Genomic DNA, 16489 nt, shown 5'->3' with positions numbered 1-16489 from the left:
AGCACTATTACTTATATTAATTTTCATCCGAACTAAACGCAAAAAGGCCACCCGCAGGGTAGCCTTCTCATCTATTCGGCGCTTCAAATATAAAACCCACGCTAAATTCCATGTAAAAACCTATTTCTGCAGTTTTTATATTCTTCACATAGCAAAAACCCCACGCTTTTGGCATGGGGTCTCGGCTTTATTTGATGCCTGGCAGTGTCCTACTCTCGCATGGGGAGACCCCACACTACCATCGGCGCTACGGCGTTTCACTTCTGAGTTCGGCATGGAGTCAGGTGGGTCCACCGCGCTATGGCCGCCAGGCAAATTCTGTCTAAACTAACCCGCTCAGTATCTCTACCTCGCCAGTCAGCCCAATCTCGGAACTTCGCTGAAAATATCAATCAATCTCTCAAATACAAAACACCTTTGGTGTTGTAAGGTTAAGCCTCACGGATCATTAGTACTGGTTAGCTCAATGCATCGCTGCACTTACACACCCAGCCTATCAACGTCATAGTCTTTAACGTTCCTTCAGGGGGCTTAAAGCCCCAGGGAAGACTCATCTCGAGGCAAGTTTCCCGCTTAGATGCTTTCAGCGGTTATCTCTTCCGAATTTAGCTACCGGGCAATGCCATTGGCATGACAACCCGAACACCAGTGATTCGTCCACTCCGGTCCTCTCGTACTAGGAGCAGCCCCTCTCAATCTTCCAACGCCCACGGCAGATAGGGACCGAACTGTCTCACGACGTTCTAAACCCAGCTCGCGTACCACTTTAAATGGCGAACAGCCATACCCTTGGGACCTACTTCAGCCCCAGGATGTGATGAGCCGACATCGAGGTGCCAAACACCGCCGTCGATATGAACTCTTGGGCGGTATCAGCCTGTTATCCCCGGAGTACCTTTTATCCGTTGAGCGATGGCCCTTCCATTCAGAACCACCGGATCACTAAGACCTACTTTCGTACCTGCTCGAGCCGTCACTCTCGCAGTCAAGCTAGCTTATGCCTTTGCACTAACCTCACGATGTCCGACCGTGATTAGCTAACCTTCGTGCTCCTCCGTTACTCTTTGGGAGGAGACCGCCCCAGTCAAACTACCCACCAGACACTGTCCTCACCCCGGATCACGGGGCCGAGTTAGAACATCAAACATTAAAGGGTGGTATTTCAAGGTTGGCTCCATGCAGACTGGCGTCCACACTTCAATGCCTCCCACCTATCCTACACATCAAGGCTCAATGTTCAGTGTCAAGCTATAGTAAAGGTTCACGGGGTCTTTCCGTCTTGCCGCGGGTACACTGCATCTTCACAGCGAGTTCAATTTCACTGAGTCTCGGGTGGAGACAGCCTGGCCATCATTACGCCATTCGTGCAGGTCGGAACTTACCCGACAAGGAATTTCGCTACCTTAGGACCGTTATAGTTACGGCCGCCGTTTACTGGGGCTTCGATCAAGAGCTTCGCCTTGCGGCTGACCCCATCAATTAACCTTCCAGCACCGGGCAGGCGTCACACCGTATACGTCCACTTTCGTGTTTGCACAGTGCTGTGTTTTTATTAAACAGTTGCAGCCAGCTGGTATCTGCGACTGGCTTCAGCTCCGGGAGCAAGTCCCTTTACCTAATGCCAGCGTGCCTTCTCCCGAAGTTACGGCACCATTTTGCCTAGTTCCTTCACCCGAGTTCTCTCAAGCGCCTGAGTATTCTCTACCTGACCACCTGTGTCGGTTTGGGGTACGATTTAATGTTACCTGATGCTTAGAGGCTTTTCCTGGAAGCTTGGCATCAACTACTTCATCACCGTAGTGACTCGTCATCACACCTCAGCGTTGATAAGCAACCGGATTTACCAAGTCACTCCGCCTACATGCTTAAACCGGGACAACCGTCGCCCGGCTAGCCTAGCCTTCTCCGTCCCCCCTTCGCAGTAACACCAAGTACAGGAATATTAACCTGTTTCCCATCGACTACGCTTTTCAGCCTCGCCTTAGGGGTCGACTCACCCTGCCCCGATTAACGTTGGACAGGAACCCTTGGTCTTCCGGCGTGCGGGTTTTTCACCCGCATTATCGTTACTTATGTCAGCATTCGCACTTCTGATACCTCCAGCAACCCTCACAGGTCACCTTCAACGGCTTACAGAACGCTCCCCTACCCAACAACGCCTAAGCGTCGCTGCCGCAGCTTCGGTGCATGGTTTAGCCCCGTTACATCTTCCGCGCAGGCCGACTCGACCAGTGAGCTATTACGCTTTCTTTAAATGATGGCTGCTTCTAAGCCAACATCCTGGCTGTCTATGCCTTCCCACATCGTTTCCCACTTAACCATGACTTTGGGACCTTAGCTGGCGGTCTGGGTTGTTTCCCTCTTCACGACGGACGTTAGCACCCGCCGTGTGTCTCCCGTGATAACATTCTTCGGTATTCGGAGTTTGCATCGGTTTGGTAAGCCGGGATGGCCCCCTAGCCGAAACAGTGCTCTACCCCCGAAGATGAGTTCACGAGGCGCTACCTAAATAGCTTTCGGGGAGAACCAGCTATCTCCCGGTTTGATTGGCCTTTCACCCCCAGCCACAAGTCATCCGCTAATTTTTCAACATTAGTCGGTTCGGTCCTCCAGTTAGTGTTACCCAACCTTCAACCTGCCCATGGCTAGATCACCGGGTTTCGGGTCTATACCTTGCAACTAGACGCCCAGTTAAGACTCGGTTTCCCTACGGCTCCCCTATTCGGTTAACCTTGCTACAAAATATAAGTCGCTGACCCATTATACAAAAGGTACGCAGTCACCCAACAAAGTAGGCTCCCACTGCTTGTACGTACACGGTTTCAGGTTCTATTTCACTCCCCTCGCCGGGGTTCTTTTCGCCTTTCCCTCACGGTACTGGTTCACTATCGGTCAGTCAGGAGTATTTAGCCTTGGAGGATGGTCCCCCCATATTCAGACAGGATGTCACGTGTCCCGCCCTACTCATCGAGTTCACAGCAAGTGTGTTTTTGTGTACGGGAGTATCACCCTGTACCCTGCGACTTTCCAGACGCTTCCACTAACACACAAACTGATTCAGACTCTGGGCTCCTCCCCGTTCGCTCGCCGCTACTGGGGGAATCTCGGTTGATTTCTTTTCCTCGGGGTACTTAGATGTTTCAGTTCCCCCGGTTCGCCTTGCATGGCTATGTATTCACCATGCAATAGTGCAACGAATTGCACTGGGTTTCCCCATTCGGGTATCGTCGGTTATAACGGTTCATATCACCTTACCGACGCTTTTCGCAGATTAGCACGCCCTTCATCGCCTCTGACTGCCTAGGCATCCACCGTGTACGCTTAGTCGCTTAACCTCACAACCCGAAGGTGTTTCTTCTTTATTGGTGTGGCTACGAACACACTCTGCGTTGTTGTGCAGTGCGCGCAATCCTCATGAACATAGCGTTCACTCCGGTTGCTGTGCGCTGTACGCCTTGCTGAGTATCTTCTCGCTCACACTGCAACAATGATAAACACATTGGCATTGCGATTATTTGAGAGACTCTAATACAGGTTAATCCTTACCTCAGTACATCTACGGAGAGATAAGTTTCAGCTGTATTGTTTCAATTTTCAGCTTGTTCCAGATTGTTAAAGAGCAATATCTTAAACACGACTCGTTAAAGTCATCTTTAAGATATTCAGGTGATAATGTCTTTCACACATTATCGGAATGGCGTCCCCAAGGGGATTCGAACCCCTGTTACAGCCGTGAAAGGGCAGTGTCCTAGGCCTCTAGACGATGGGGACACAAAAATTTCTACTAAATCACAGATTCAGTATTTTTGTGTAAAGGTGAGAATGTGGTGACACACTCGAACGACTGATGCAGTGAAATCTCAATATCGAGGTTTTACAACACAAGTCATCACCCTCATCAACAGGTGCTCTTGCTCATTGACATTTATCAGACAATCTGTGTGGACACTGCGCAATGCGTATCGTTAGGTAAGGAGGTGATCCAACCGCAGGTTCCCCTACGGTTACCTTGTTACGACTTCACCCCAGTCATGAATCACAAAGTGGTAAGCGCCCTCCCGAAGGTTAAGCTACCTACTTCTTTTGCAACCCACTCCCATGGTGTGACGGGCGGTGTGTACAAGGCCCGGGAACGTATTCACCGTAGCATTCTGATCTACGATTACTAGCGATTCCGACTTCATGGAGTCGAGTTGCAGACTCCAATCCGGACTACGACAGACTTTATGTGGTCCGCTTGCTCTCGCGAGTTCGCTTCACTTTGTATCTGCCATTGTAGCACGTGTGTAGCCCTACTCGTAAGGGCCATGATGACTTGACGTCATCCCCACCTTCCTCCGGTTTGTCACCGGCAGTCTCCCTTGAGTTCCCACCATTACGTGCTGGCAACAAAGGATAAGGGTTGCGCTCGTTGCGGGACTTAACCCAACATTTCACAACACGAGCTGACGACAGCCATGCAGCACCTGTCTCACAGTTCCCGAAGGCACCGAAGCATCTCTGCTAAGTTCTGTGGATGTCAAGAGTAGGTAAGGTTCTTCGCGTTGCATCGAATTAAACCACATGCTCCACCGCTTGTGCGGGCCCCCGTCAATTCATTTGAGTTTTAACCTTGCGGCCGTACTCCCCAGGCGGTCGACTTAACGCGTTAGCTCCGGAAGCCACGCCTCAAGGGCACAACCTCCAAGTCGACATCGTTTACAGCGTGGACTACCAGGGTATCTAATCCTGTTTGCTCCCCACGCTTTCGCACCTGAGCGTCAGTCTTTGTCCAGGGGGCCGCCTTCGCCACCGGTATTCCTCCAGATCTCTACGCATTTCACCGCTACACCTGGAATTCTACCCCCCTCTACAAGACTCTAGCTTGCCAGTTTCAAATGCAGTTCCCACGTTAAGCGCGGGGATTTCACATCTGACTTAACAAACCGCCTGCGTGCGCTTTACGCCCAGTAATTCCGATTAACGCTTGCACCCTCCGTATTACCGCGGCTGCTGGCACGGAGTTAGCCGGTGCTTCTTCTGCGAGTAACGTCAATGCTCAGTGCTATTAACACTGAACCCTTCCTCCTCGCTGAAAGTGCTTTACAACCCGAAGGCCTTCTTCACACACGCGGCATGGCTGCATCAGGCTTGCGCCCATTGTGCAATATTCCCCACTGCTGCCTCCCGTAGGAGTCTGGACCGTGTCTCAGTTCCAGTGTGGCTGGTCATCCTCTCAGACCAGCTAGGGATCGTCGCCTAGGTGAGCCATTACCCCACCTACTAGCTAATCCCATCTGGGCACATCCGATGGCGTGAGGCCCGAAGGTCCCCCACTTTGCTCTTGCGAGGTCATGCGGTATTAGCTACCGTTTCCAGTAGTTATCCCCCTCCATCAGGCAGTTTCCCAGACATTACTCACCCGTCCGCCGCTCGCCGGCAAAGTAGTAAACTACTTCCCGCTGCCGCTCGACTTGCATGTGTTAGGCCTGCCGCCAGCGTTCAATCTGAGCCATGATCAAACTCTTCAATTTAAGATTTGTTTGATTTGCTATGAGTTAACATAGCGATGCTCAAAGATTACTTTCTGCAAATATGCATTCGAACCGAAGTTCAAATGTGTACTGCTTTGGTCACTCTTCAAGACTTTGATATTTCTTCTGCCTGCCGAAACAGGCTTCGATATCGTCTTGCGAGTGCCCACACAGATTGTCTGATAAATTGTTAAAGAGCGTTCGTTACCCGTTTGCCTTTCGGCGAATCTTACGGTAACGCGGGAGGCAGATAATACGCTTTCCCGCTGAAGAGTCAAGGATTTATTTGTTTTCTTTCGAAGTCAAAATCATTCTTTTCTCTTCCTGACCTGGCGAAGTGTGTTTCGTTGTTCCCGGTCAGTGGAGGCGCATTATAGGGAGTTCCTGACAGCCTGCAACCCCTAATTTGAAAAAACTTTTCAACCGTGTTTTTTTTCAACAAAAATGGGGCAAAAGGCCAGATTTTAAACAATTATTAAGCTAAACATTCAGTACCCGAGTTAAACAGTAGAGTAAAATAGAAGTATAAGAAGACAAATAGGACAAAACACCATGCAACTAAATACCCAACAGCAGGCCGCCCAGCGCAATCTTTCGTATCTGCTAGCTGAAAAAATTGGCCAGCGTATTCTTGCTGGGGAATATGAAGCGAGCAGTATATTGCCTGGCGAGATAGAGTTGGGGGAGCAATTTGGTGTTAGCCGTACCGCAGTCCGTGAAGCTGTAAAGATGCTCGCCGCAAAAGGGATGTTATTACCACGCCCGCGTATCGGCACCCGAGTTATGCCGCAAACTAATTGGAACTTCCTTGACCAAGAATTACTGACCTGGTGGATGACCAAAGAAAATTTCAATCAAGTTATGCAACACTTCCTTATATTAAGGCGGTCACTCGAACCTCAAGCCTGTTCTCTGGCTGCTATCAATGCCAGCGAAAGACAGAAAGCCCTGTTAGCATCGTTGATGACAGAAATGCGAGAGCTGCATGCCCATTTTAATCGTGAGAGATGGATTCAAGTGGATGCCCAGTTTCATCAACTCATTTATGAAGCCAGCGGTAATCCATTTTTGACGTCTTTCGCTAATTTGTTCAGCTCGGTTTATCACAGTTATTTTCGTTCGATTACCGGCGATGAAGTGATTAAGCTGCAACACCATCAAAATATTGTCGATACAATTCTGGCCGGTGATAGCCTGGGTGCGTTAGTCGCTTGTCAGGTTTTATTAAAAGAGAAAGACTAACGGCCAAATGTTGTTTATATCTATATATAGAAAGAGTGGGTTCTCATACCTACCCAATAGAATCAGGACGGACAATGATAAAATCTGCGCGCAGCATGGCGGGCCTCCCTTGGATAGCCGCCATGGCTTTCTTTATGCAGGCTTTGGATGCCACCATACTGAATACGGCACTCCCTTCAATCGCGGAAAGCCTTAACCGATCGCCACTCACAATGCAGTCGGCCATTATCAGCTATACCCTGACAGTGGCAATGTTGATTCCGGTGAGTGGTTGGCTGGCGGATCGCTTCGGAACTCGGCGAGTTTTCATTTTGGCCGTTTCATTATTTACGCTGGGGTCATTACTGTGCGCACTTTCCGGCTCTTTGCCATTTTTGGTGGCTTCTCGTGTTATTCAAGGGGTGGGTGGCGCAATGATGATGCCCGTCGCCAGATTGGCACTTATCCGGGCTTATCCGCGCAGTGAGTTATTACCAGTATTAAACTTCGTGACCATTCCGGGATTAATTGGCCCAGTCATGGGGCCGTTATTAGGTGGATTACTGGTGACCTACGCCACATGGCATTGGATTTTTATTCTTAATATTCCTATCGGCTTGTTGGGCATCTTTTATGCCCGTAAATATATGCCGGACTTCACCATGCCCAAACGCGCCTTCGATATCATCGGCTTCCTGCTGTTCGGTAGCAGCTTAGTCTTGATATCTGTGAGTCTGGAAATCATGGGGCGCCCCGATATTGCCCGCTATTTGCCCGCCACTGTCCTGTTGGCCGGCTTATTGATGCTGCTCTTCTATATATTCCATGCCAAAGGCCATCCAAATCCATTGATTGGTTTGCCGCTGTTTAAAACCCGAACTTTCTCCGTTGGGATTGCCGGTAACGTGGCCTCGCGTTTAGGGACGGGCTGTGTTCCTTTCCTAATGCCACTGATGTTGCAGGTTGGATTTGGCTATTCCGCTATTATTGCCGGTTGCATGATGGCACCCACTGCCATTGGTTCAATGATGGCAAAATCAACCGTGACTCAAGTTTTACGCTCTTTGGGTTATCGCACGGTATTGGTCGGTGTTACGGCCATTATCGGGGTGTTGATTGCCTTGTTTGCATTTCAATCGCCGGGTATGTCGCCTTGGATGATGATATTGCCCTTGTTTGTGTTGGGTATGGCGATGTCGACACAATTCACCGCAATGAACACCATTACTTTGGCTGATTTAACCGATAACAATGCCAGCTCGGGTAACAGTGTTTTGGCGGTCACCCAGCAACTGGCGATTAGCTTTGGCGTTGCTATTAGCGCGGTGGTCTTGCGGTTTTACGATGGGTTGTCGGTTGGGAATAATATTGACCACTTCCACTACACCTTTATTACCATGGGTGCGGTGACATTGCTGTCATCCGTGGTGTTCTTATTACTCAAACCTAAAGATGGCGATAACTTAATTCAGGGCCGGAATGTGAAAAAAGTGACTCAGCCCGCAGAGAGTGAAGTTTAGCGGGTTGCGACCGACCCGCGCTCAATAAGCTCGGGAGTGAGAATCAGAACTTGTGGTTCCGCTTCCGGGTTATTCAGCCTATAAATAAGTGTATCAATGGCCAGTTCGCCGAGGGAATCTTTAGGCTGATGAATAGTCGTCAATGGTGGCGTCATATATTGTGCAATTTCAATATCATCATAACCAATGACTGCCATATCTTGCGGAATTGATAACCCAGCTTGATGCAAAGCCTGATAAACCCCAACCGCCATAGCATCATTACCGGTAAACACCGCTTCAGGGGGCTGCGGCAATGCAAGTAGCTGTTTCATCGCCACCAAACCACCGCCAAATTCAAAATCACTCGCTACTTCATAACCTGAAAGCACCGGCAGACCCGCACGTTCCATAGCTTGGCGGTATCCTTCCAGACGTTCTTTAGCGGGGGTTTTATCTTGTGGGCCCGCAATACAGGCAATGCGAGTATATCCTCTGGCAATCAAATACGAGGTTGCCATTTCCCCGCCTAATAAAGAGTTATCCTGAATGACGTCATTTACCCCTTCGAAAGGAGCCCAGTCCATCATAATGATTGGGAGGGAAGGATAACAACGCAGAATATCTTGTGACGGGCGGTGACTTTCAGTGCACATCAGTAGCAAACCATCGACACGTTTTTGCATCAACGTTTCAATACTGCGACTCATGCGATCAATATCGCCCTCGGTATTACACAAAATCAAACTGTAGCCGCGCTCATAGCAACTGCGCTCCACGCCACGCACCACTTCGGCATAAAACGGGTTGCTACTGGCGGTGACTAACATGCCGATAGTCCGAGTTTCATTGAGTTTTAAACTACGCGCCAATGCAGACGGGGCATAGTTTAGTTGCTTGATGACAGCCAGCACTTTGTCGCGAATAGGGTCGCTAACAAAGCGGTTTTTATTAATAACATGCGAGACAGTTGAGGTTGATACGCCCGCTAAACGGGCGACATCTTTCATGGTGGCCAAAGTTATACCCGGTCTTGTAAGAAACTGTCGATCTCGGCCCGCCATGGAATGGAAGGTTGTGCGCCAGAGCGCGTCACCGCAATAGCCGCTGCAGCATGAGCAAAACGAACCGCTAAGTCCATCGATTGGCCTTCCAATAAAGCGGTCAGTAATGCGCCATTAAATGTATCACCGGCGGCAATAGTATCTACGGCATTCACTTTGAACCCAGCAACCAATTTGCCCTGGCCTCGCTCACTGAGCCACACACCACGGCTGCCCAAAGTAATAATGACGGTCGCAATACCTTTATCATGCAAAATTTGCGCGGCTCTCGCTGCGTCATCATCTTGCTCAATATGAATACCGGTTAAGCGCTCAGCTTCGGTTTCATTTGGGGTAATCATATCCACCAGCGTTAACAGCTCATCGGGCAGTTCGCGGGCGGGGGCTGGGTTGAGGATAACCTGAGTTTGATGCTGTTTCGCCAGTTTTGCGGCGGCGATAACGGTCTCAAGTGGTGATTCCAATTGCATTAATAATGCATCTGCGCCGATAACCTGCTGCTGGTAGCGGCCAAGATATTCAGGTGTTACCGCCGAGTTTGCACCGGCATGAATACCAATAACGTTTTCACCTTCACTATTCACAAAAATCAGCGCTACACCGGTCGTGCTGCCCGCGATAGCTTCGATTGGCTGGGTATCAATATTATCGCTGGCTAACTGCTGGCGCACCCGATCACCAATATCATCTTCACCCACACAGGCTATAAACGCGATATTTGCCCCACTACGGCCAGCAGCAACGGCCTGATTAGCCCCTTTGCCACCGAAAGCAACTTTATATTGCTCCCCGACCACTGTTTCACCCGGACGTGGAAACTGCTCAATATTCAGAATATGGTCGGCATTGATGCTGCCCAAGACCACCAGTTTACCTGTTTCCATCGTATTTATTCCTTTGTACTTGAAGTTGCAGGGGGTTAGCAGCATTCACTTGCGGCCTACCTGCAACTCCAATTACCTTGGGTATATTGAATAACAACTGACGAGTGAATGAGTTTATTATTTGGTGACTAGCTTCAAGTCTACCGGGATGACGGCCTGTACTTTCTCGCCTTTCAATACTTTATCTGCGGTTTGTACACCAATAACACCAATCTGGTCTGGGCGTTGAGCAATAGTTGCGCCCATTTTGCCACTCTCGACAGCTTTAATACCATCGTCAGTGCCATCAAAACCAACCACTAGCACATCAGTTTTGCCCGCAGTCTGCAAGGCACGCAGTGCACCCAGCGCCATTTCGTCATTCTGAGCAAAGACTGCCTGAACATCTGGGTGAGCGGTCAACAAGTTTTGCATGACGTTCAAACCTTTTGTCCGGTCAAAATCTGCAGGCTGGCTAGCCAACAATTGGAATTTGTTTTTTTCCATTGATTGCTTGAAGCCTTCGCCACGCTCACGAGCAGCAGATGCGCCAGCAATCCCTTCCAATTGAATCACTTTAGCATCGCTACCGACTTTCTTCGCAATGAAGTCGCCAGCCATTTTGCCGCCGAAACGGTTATCAGAGGCCACATGGCTCACCACAGTACCGGCGTTAGCCAGACGGTCGAGAGTAATGACGGGAATATTGGCCTGATTGGCCATTTTAACCGCGTTACCCACCGCATCGGAGTCAGTTGGGTTGATCAACAGCAATTTAGTGCCGCGCACCGTTAAGTCTTGCACGTTAGCCAGTTCTTTAGCCGGGTTGTTTTGAGAATCCAAAATCACCAGGTTGTAACCCAGTTTATCCGCTTCTTTTTGTGCGCCGTCTTTCATTGAAACAAAGAACGGGTTATTCAGCGTGGAAACAACCAACGCAATGGTGTCTTTTGCCAGCGCGTTAGCACTTACGGTAGCGCTCAATGCAACAACAGAGATCAATGTAGCCAGTTTCTTCATTTTCATGGTCGCAATTCCTGTAGGGAGAGAGGTTATTTGCTGCTTTTATTGTCTACCAGCACCGCCAGCAGGATAACCACTGCTTTGACGATCATTTGGTAGTAAGAGGAGACACCCAATAAATTCAAACCGTTATTTAAAAAGCCGAGGATTAATGCGCCGATCAGGGTGCCGACAATCCGCCCTTTCCCCCCAGCGAGGCTGGTACCCCCCAGAACCACGGCTGCGATTGCATCCAGTTCATAACCGGTACCGGCTGTAGGTTGTGCTGATGATAAGCGAGCAACTTCGATAATTCCTGCCAATGCCGCTAACAATCCACAGAGTGAATAAACAATAATTTTAACTTTATCAACACTGATACCAGAGAGGCGAGTTGCCGATTCATTCCCCCCCAACGCATAGATATAACGGCCCAGTCGTGTGTGATGCAGCATGTACCAGGCCGCGATAAAGACAATCGCCATCAACCAGATAGGGGTCGGCACACCAAATGGACGGCCAATACCGAACCAACCAAAAGTGTCTCCAACATCAGTAAAACCAGTATTTATCGGGCTACCATTGGTATAAACCATGGTGACACCACGCAGTAATAGCATCATCACCAAGGTGGCAATAAAGGCCTGCACTTTACCCTTAGCGACAATCACCCCGGTGATGCCGCCGATAAACGCCCCCAGAGCCAGTGCGGCCCCTACTGCCACCAGTGCATTAACTTCCAACCCGACAATCGAAGCTGCCACCGCGCCAGTCAGCGCCAGTAATGACCCTACCGACAGGTCAATACCTGAGGTCAGAATAACCAGTGTCATCCCAACGGCCATAATGGCGTTGACGGAAGTCTGCTGGAGAATGTTAAACATGTTATTAAGGGTAAAAAAGTTCGGGCTTAGTGACGAAACCACAGCAATCAGCACCAGCAGCGCAATCAGTGATTTTTGTTCTAATAACCATTCTTTACTGAACCAGCGCTTTGTATTGATAGTCTGGGAACTCATATCTGATTACTCCTGCTCTACTCGTCATATTTCAAGCTGCATGTGCGTTGGCTTCCTTCGTTCACCCCAGTCACTTACCTGTGTAAGCTCCAGGGGATTTACTCTGTTGCCGCCTTCCTGCAACTCGAATTATTGAGAGTCTAAATAATTTATTTTTCCAATAAATCGCGCTTGCCGACGGCCGCAGCCATCAACACTTCTTGGGTAGCCTGTTCAATAGAAAACTCGCCGCTTAACTGGCCTTCATGCATCACAATGATGCGGTCGCTCATGCCCAGCACTTCCGGCATTTCCGAGGAAACCAGAATGATGCTCAGCCCTTCTTGTTTGAATTGGTTAATTAACTGGTAGATTTCTTTTTTGGCCCCGACATCCACCCCACGAGTGGGTTCATCAAGGATCAAAACTTTCGGCCGAGTCATTAGACCCCGAGCGATAGCCACTTTTTGCTGATTACCACCGGACAGCAAACCAATCGGCTGTTCCATGGAAGGCGTTTTGATATTAAATAAACGAATGAAATCCGCCACCGCCTGCTGTTCATCAGCATGCTTGAGCGATCCCCCTGAACGGCTGAAATAACGCAATGCAGTCAAAGACATATTTTCTTTAACTGACATGCCGAGCACTAAGCCATCGCGCTTACGATCTTCAGAAATGTACACAATGCCGTTTGCTAAACCATCCTGCGGTGAATGAGTCACGACTTCACGGCCATCCAACATAACAAAGCCAGATTTACGCGGCAGCGCACCATAGATGATTTTCATCAGCTCAGTGCGGCCAGCGCCCATCAAACCCGCCACACCCAGAATTTCGCCACTGTAGAGGGTGAAATTGACATTTGTCACCCCTGGGCCACATAGCTGTTTGACCTGTAAGCGTTTTTCACCACGCGGTAAATTTAGGCGCGGATATTGCTCTTCCAGCTTACGGCCTACCATCATCTCAATCAGTGAGTTTTCGGTCAGCGTGTTAACCGGTTTTTCGGCGATAAACTGCCCATCACGGAACACCGTGACGTCATCGCAAATCTCAAAGATTTCTTTTAAGCGGTGGGAGATATAAACAATGCCACGGCCTTCCGCTTTCAACTCTTTAATAACATTAAATAAAGAGGCCGTTTCAGTGTCGGTCAGGGCATCGGTTGGTTCATCCATAATGATGACTTTGGATTCAAAGCTCAGCACTTTGGCGATTTCCACCATTTGCTGATCACCAATGGAAAGCTCGCCCACCAGCCGATGGCTGCTGTAGCTGATATTTAAGCGCGCCAGCAATAAATCAGCTTCGGCATACATTTTTTTCCAATCAATGCTGCCAAAGCGATTAACAAACTCGCGCCCTAAAAAGATATTTTCTGCGATGGTTAACTGTGGGATCAGGTTAAGTTCCTGATGAATAATGCCAATCCCCGCTTCCTGTGAGTCTTTCGGGCCATTAAACACCACTTCTTTACCCAAGAAATGTTGGCTGCCAGCATCTTTGTTATAGATACCGGTCAGCACTTTCATCATGGTCGATTTTCCGGCCCCATTTTCGCCTACCAGTGCCATCACCCTGCCGGGATAGACACTCAGCGCAGCACCCGAGAGTGCTTTGACGCCGGGAAAGGCTTTATCAATCCCTTTCAGTTGCAGCAAAGGTTGCATAAACGCCTCAGAAAGTTACGCCGGAGCAGAGAATGATGTTAGCAAAGGGGGAACATTCCCCGCTACGAATCACTGCCCGGCTTTGTTTGGTTTGCTCTTTAAAAGCCTCATGGCTGATATAGTGCAAAGCAATTTGGTTTCCCTGGTGTTGCTCAAGTTGTGATAGTTGTGCGAGTAACGTTTCATGGAGTTGCGGGTTATTTTTAATAATCTCCTCCGCCAAGACGGCACTCTCAACCTGCATTTCTTGTGTTACCACCTCAAAAACCTGGAGGAACCCAGGGACGCCTCGAGTCAGTGCCAAATCGATACGTGTGGTGGTTGCCGGTATTGGCAGCCCCGCATCACCTATCACAATCTGATCGGTATGGCCCAGGCGGGAGATAACAGCAGAAATATCAGAATTCAGTAATGCGCCTTTTTTCATTTTCGACTCCAACAGCGAAACGTTTCGCTGATACTGAGTTTAGAAAAATGACCGCAGAAGGCAAACCCAATTTGGTGAAATTGTGATCACCATCGAAACGTTTCGCTGAACAAATGAAAAGCGGGGATGATGAATGTGAAAAAGGCCGTTATGTTTAACGGCCTTGAAGGTTATTGATAAATCTATTTTGTCACGGGCGGCTGCACCGACGGGCGCTCCGACGGCTTACGCACTTGTATTTGACACTAAGAGGGACCCATTCGGCACATTTCCCCGCGTATCAACTTTGTCAGCAGCCTTTGAGCTAAATCTCTACCTGAGTTCCCAATTCAATCACCCTATTCGGCGGGATTTCAAACTGATCGGCAGCGCGCAGCGCATTACGGCTGAGGGCAATAAACAGCTTGCCGCGCAAGAACATATACCATGGCCGCTTGGTCAGAATGAGTGACTCGTGAGACATAAAGAATGAAGTCTCCATCATCTGGCAAGGTAAGCCTTCCAAACCACAGCGATGGAAAATCTCTTCCACATTTGGGGTTTCATGCCAACCATAACTCGCCACAACCCGCCAGAACGTCGGCGAGAGCTGCTCGATGGTCACGCGATTAACATTATGGACATACGGCGCATCTTCAGTTCTCAGTGTCAGTAAGACCACTCGCTCATGTAATACTTTGTTATGTTTGAGGTTATGTAGCAATGCGAACGGAATAACATTCATCGCCCGCGACATATAGACCGCGGTGCCGGGAACACGAACCGGAGGTGACTTCTCCAATGAAGCAATCATCGCTTCCAGTGAATTGCCGTGTTCATGCATACGGCGCAACAAGCTGAAACGCTCGCTTTTCCAGGTGGTCATGATGATAAACATCACCAGCCCCAATGACAGTGGCAACCAACCACCGGAGAACAATTTCAGGGCGTTGGCAGAGAACATGGGAATATCAATAATCAATAAGAGCACTAACAGGCAACCAACAAAAGCTCGGTTCCAGTGCCAGTTTTTCAGCGCTACGGTACAGAACAGAACACTGGTGATGACCATGGTACCGGTTACGGCAATACCGTAAGCGGCCGCCAAATTACTGGAGCGTTCGAATCCGACAATCACCAATACCACCGCCAGATACAGCGTCCAGTTAATCACCGGGATATATATCTGCCCTGATTCCATTTCTGAGGTATGAATAATGCGCATCGGCGGTAAATAACCTAAACGAACCGCCTGTCGGGTCAGTGAGAATACACCGGAGATGACAGCCTGCGAGGCAATAACGGTCGCCAATGTCGCCAATATTAATAGTGGAATCAATGCCCAGTCGGGGGCGAGCAGGAAGAAGGGGTTTTTGATGGCTTCCGGATTTTTCAGTAATAACGCGCCCTGGCCAAAATAATTTAGCACCAATGAGGGCAGCACCACGGTAAACCATGCTAACCGAATAGGAAATTTACCAAAATGCCCCATATCTGCATATAAGGCTTCCACCCCGGTAATAGCTAAAACTACCGCACCAAGGGCAAAAAATGAAACAGACTTATATTCAGTGAAGAAGCTTATCGCCCATTTCGGATTCAATGCAGCCAGCACTTCTGGATTCGCGATAATACTGCGTAACCCCAGCAGCGCCAAGGTCAGGAACCAAACCAACATCACCGGGGCAAACAATTTACCGACGCTGCCAGTCCCGTGTTTTTGAATCACAAATAACAGGGTTAAAACGGCAATAGAGCAAGGGACAATATAAGGATCAAGTGCAGGTGCGGCTATTTCTAGCCCTTCGATGGCCGACATAACCGATATTGCCGGGGTGATGACCACCTCACCATAAAAGAAACTGCCACCAATTAAGCCGAGGATCACCAAAATGGAAGTGGCTCTGGAAGACGTATTACGCCCAGCCAAAGACATTAAGGTTAAAATCCCCCCTTCACCGGCGTTATCCGCGCGCATGACATAGGTCAGATATTTAACCGAGACAATCAGAATTAACATCCAGAAAATCAGTGATAAAAACCCAAATACCACATCCGGACGGACATCAAAACCGTAATGACCAGAAAAACACTCTCTCAAGGTATAGAGTGGGCTAGTACCAATATCACCGTAAACGACCCCGATTGCTGCCAGGGTTACCGCCGATAAAGATTGTTTTTTATGTTCTGTGCTCATAATTGAATTCTTTTTGCTAGAACATCCATAACCTGATGTGTACGTTTAAGAAC

General features: G+C 49.0%; 9 protein-coding genes, 1 tRNA gene and 3 rRNA genes. 2 read left to right on the top strand and 11 right to left on the bottom strand.

All coding sequences use genetic code 11. The features are described 5' to 3' along the window. Positions 1 to 196 precede the first annotated feature (196 nt). The 4 genes from rrf to DX162_RS06990 all read right to left on the bottom strand — a co-directional run bounded on the left by rrf (position 197) and on the right by DX162_RS06990 (position 5513). Positions 197 to 312: ribosomal RNA gene (rrf, locus tag DX162_RS07005) — 5S ribosomal RNA — on the bottom strand. A gap of 115 nt (positions 313 to 427) precedes the next feature. After that, a 23S ribosomal RNA gene (locus DX162_RS07000) occupies positions 428 to 3335 on the bottom strand. A 360-nt stretch (positions 3336 to 3695) separates the two neighbouring features. Continuing rightward, positions 3696 to 3771 (bottom strand) — tRNA-Glu (locus tag DX162_RS06995). A 199-nt stretch (positions 3772 to 3970) separates the two neighbouring features. Continuing rightward, positions 3971 to 5513 (bottom strand): 16S ribosomal RNA (locus tag DX162_RS06990). Together the 16S, 23S and 5S rRNA genes with 1 tRNA gene alongside form the textbook arrangement of a ribosomal RNA operon. Before the next feature lie 552 nt (positions 5514 to 6065). Here DX162_RS06990 and DX162_RS06980 point away from each other — a divergent pair. Together DX162_RS06980 and mdtD are read left to right on the top strand one after the other, a co-directional pair. After that, entirely contained in the window at positions 6066 to 6755 is a 690-nt protein-coding gene (locus DX162_RS06980; RefSeq protein ID WP_004393077.1) for a FadR/GntR family transcriptional regulator, read from the top strand. A gap of 74 nt (positions 6756 to 6829) precedes the next feature. After that, positions 6830 to 8254, top strand: a complete 1425-nt coding sequence (gene mdtD / locus DX162_RS06975) for a multidrug transporter subunit MdtD (RefSeq protein WP_004393076.1) — start codon at positions 6830 to 6832, stop codon at positions 8252 to 8254. Here the strand turns inward: mdtD and rbsR are convergent. The 7 genes from rbsR to kup all read right to left on the bottom strand — a co-directional run bounded on the left by rbsR (position 8251) and on the right by kup (position 16436). Next, entirely contained in the window at positions 8251 to 9252 is a 1002-nt protein-coding gene (gene rbsR / locus DX162_RS06970) for a ribose operon transcriptional repressor RbsR (RefSeq protein WP_032821108.1), read from the bottom strand. The genes mdtD and rbsR overlap by 4 nt on opposite strands. A gap of 2 nt (positions 9253 to 9254) precedes the next feature. Next, positions 9255 to 10181, bottom strand: coding sequence for a ribokinase (gene rbsK / locus DX162_RS06965; protein ID WP_004393075.1), 927 nt, complete (start codon positions 10179 to 10181; stop codon positions 9255 to 9257). Between the two features lie 117 nt (positions 10182 to 10298). Next, positions 10299 to 11186 (bottom strand): ribose ABC transporter substrate-binding protein RbsB, encoded by an 888-nt coding sequence (gene rbsB / locus DX162_RS06960; RefSeq protein WP_004393074.1) that lies wholly within the window; start codon positions 11184 to 11186, stop codon positions 10299 to 10301. 26 nt (positions 11187 to 11212) lie between these two features. Then, positions 11213 to 12181: a ribose ABC transporter permease gene (gene rbsC / locus DX162_RS06955; RefSeq protein WP_004393072.1), complete on the bottom strand. Its 969-nt coding sequence runs from the start codon at positions 12179 to 12181 to the stop codon at positions 11213 to 11215. A 149-nt stretch (positions 12182 to 12330) separates the two neighbouring features. Further along, entirely contained in the window at positions 12331 to 13833 is a 1503-nt protein-coding gene (gene rbsA / locus DX162_RS06950; protein WP_004393070.1) for a ribose ABC transporter ATP-binding protein RbsA, read from the bottom strand. Positions 13834 to 13840: 7 nt separating this feature from the next. Next, entirely contained in the window at positions 13841 to 14260 is a 420-nt protein-coding gene (gene rbsD / locus DX162_RS06945) for a D-ribose pyranase (RefSeq protein ID WP_004393068.1), read from the bottom strand. A gap of 304 nt (positions 14261 to 14564) precedes the next feature. Further along, the gene (gene kup / locus DX162_RS06940; RefSeq protein ID WP_004393066.1) at positions 14565 to 16436 is read right to left on the bottom strand and encodes a low affinity potassium transporter Kup; all 1872 of its coding nucleotides are present in this window, start codon (positions 16434 to 16436) and stop codon (positions 14565 to 14567) included. Between the last annotated feature and the right edge of the window lie 53 nt (positions 16437 to 16489).

Source organism: Yersinia kristensenii (assembly GCF_900460525.1).
Lineage (GTDB): Bacteria > Pseudomonadota > Gammaproteobacteria > Enterobacterales > Enterobacteriaceae > Yersinia > Yersinia kristensenii.
Note: the sequence above shows the minus strand (reverse complement) of the source record. Positions and strands in the feature narration are given on the sequence as shown.

Bases quoted from the DNA above. Each gene is read 5' to 3' on its own strand.
- DX162_RS06980 (WP_004393077.1), top strand. From the start codon at position 6,066: ATGCAACTAAATACCCAACAGCAGGCCGCCCAGCGCAATCTTTCGTAT.
- mdtD (WP_004393076.1), top strand. From the start codon at position 6,830: ATGATAAAATCTGCGCGCAGCATGGCGGGCCTCCCTTGGATAGCCGCC.
- rbsK (WP_004393075.1), bottom strand. From the start codon at position 10,181: ATGGAAACAGGTAAACTGGTGGTCTTGGGCAGCATCAATGCCGACCAT.
- rbsB (WP_004393074.1), bottom strand. From the start codon at position 11,186: ATGAAAATGAAGAAACTGGCTACATTGATCTCTGTTGTTGCATTGAGC.
- rbsC (WP_004393072.1), bottom strand. From the start codon at position 12,181: ATGAGTTCCCAGACTATCAATACAAAGCGCTGGTTCAGTAAAGAATGG.
- rbsA (WP_004393070.1), bottom strand. From the start codon at position 13,833: ATGCAACCTTTGCTGCAACTGAAAGGGATTGATAAAGCCTTTCCCGGC.
- rbsD (WP_004393068.1), bottom strand. From the start codon at position 14,260: ATGAAAAAAGGCGCATTACTGAATTCTGATATTTCTGCTGTTATCTCC.
- kup (WP_004393066.1), bottom strand. From the start codon at position 16,436: ATGAGCACAGAACATAAAAAACAATCTTTATCGGCGGTAACCCTGGCA.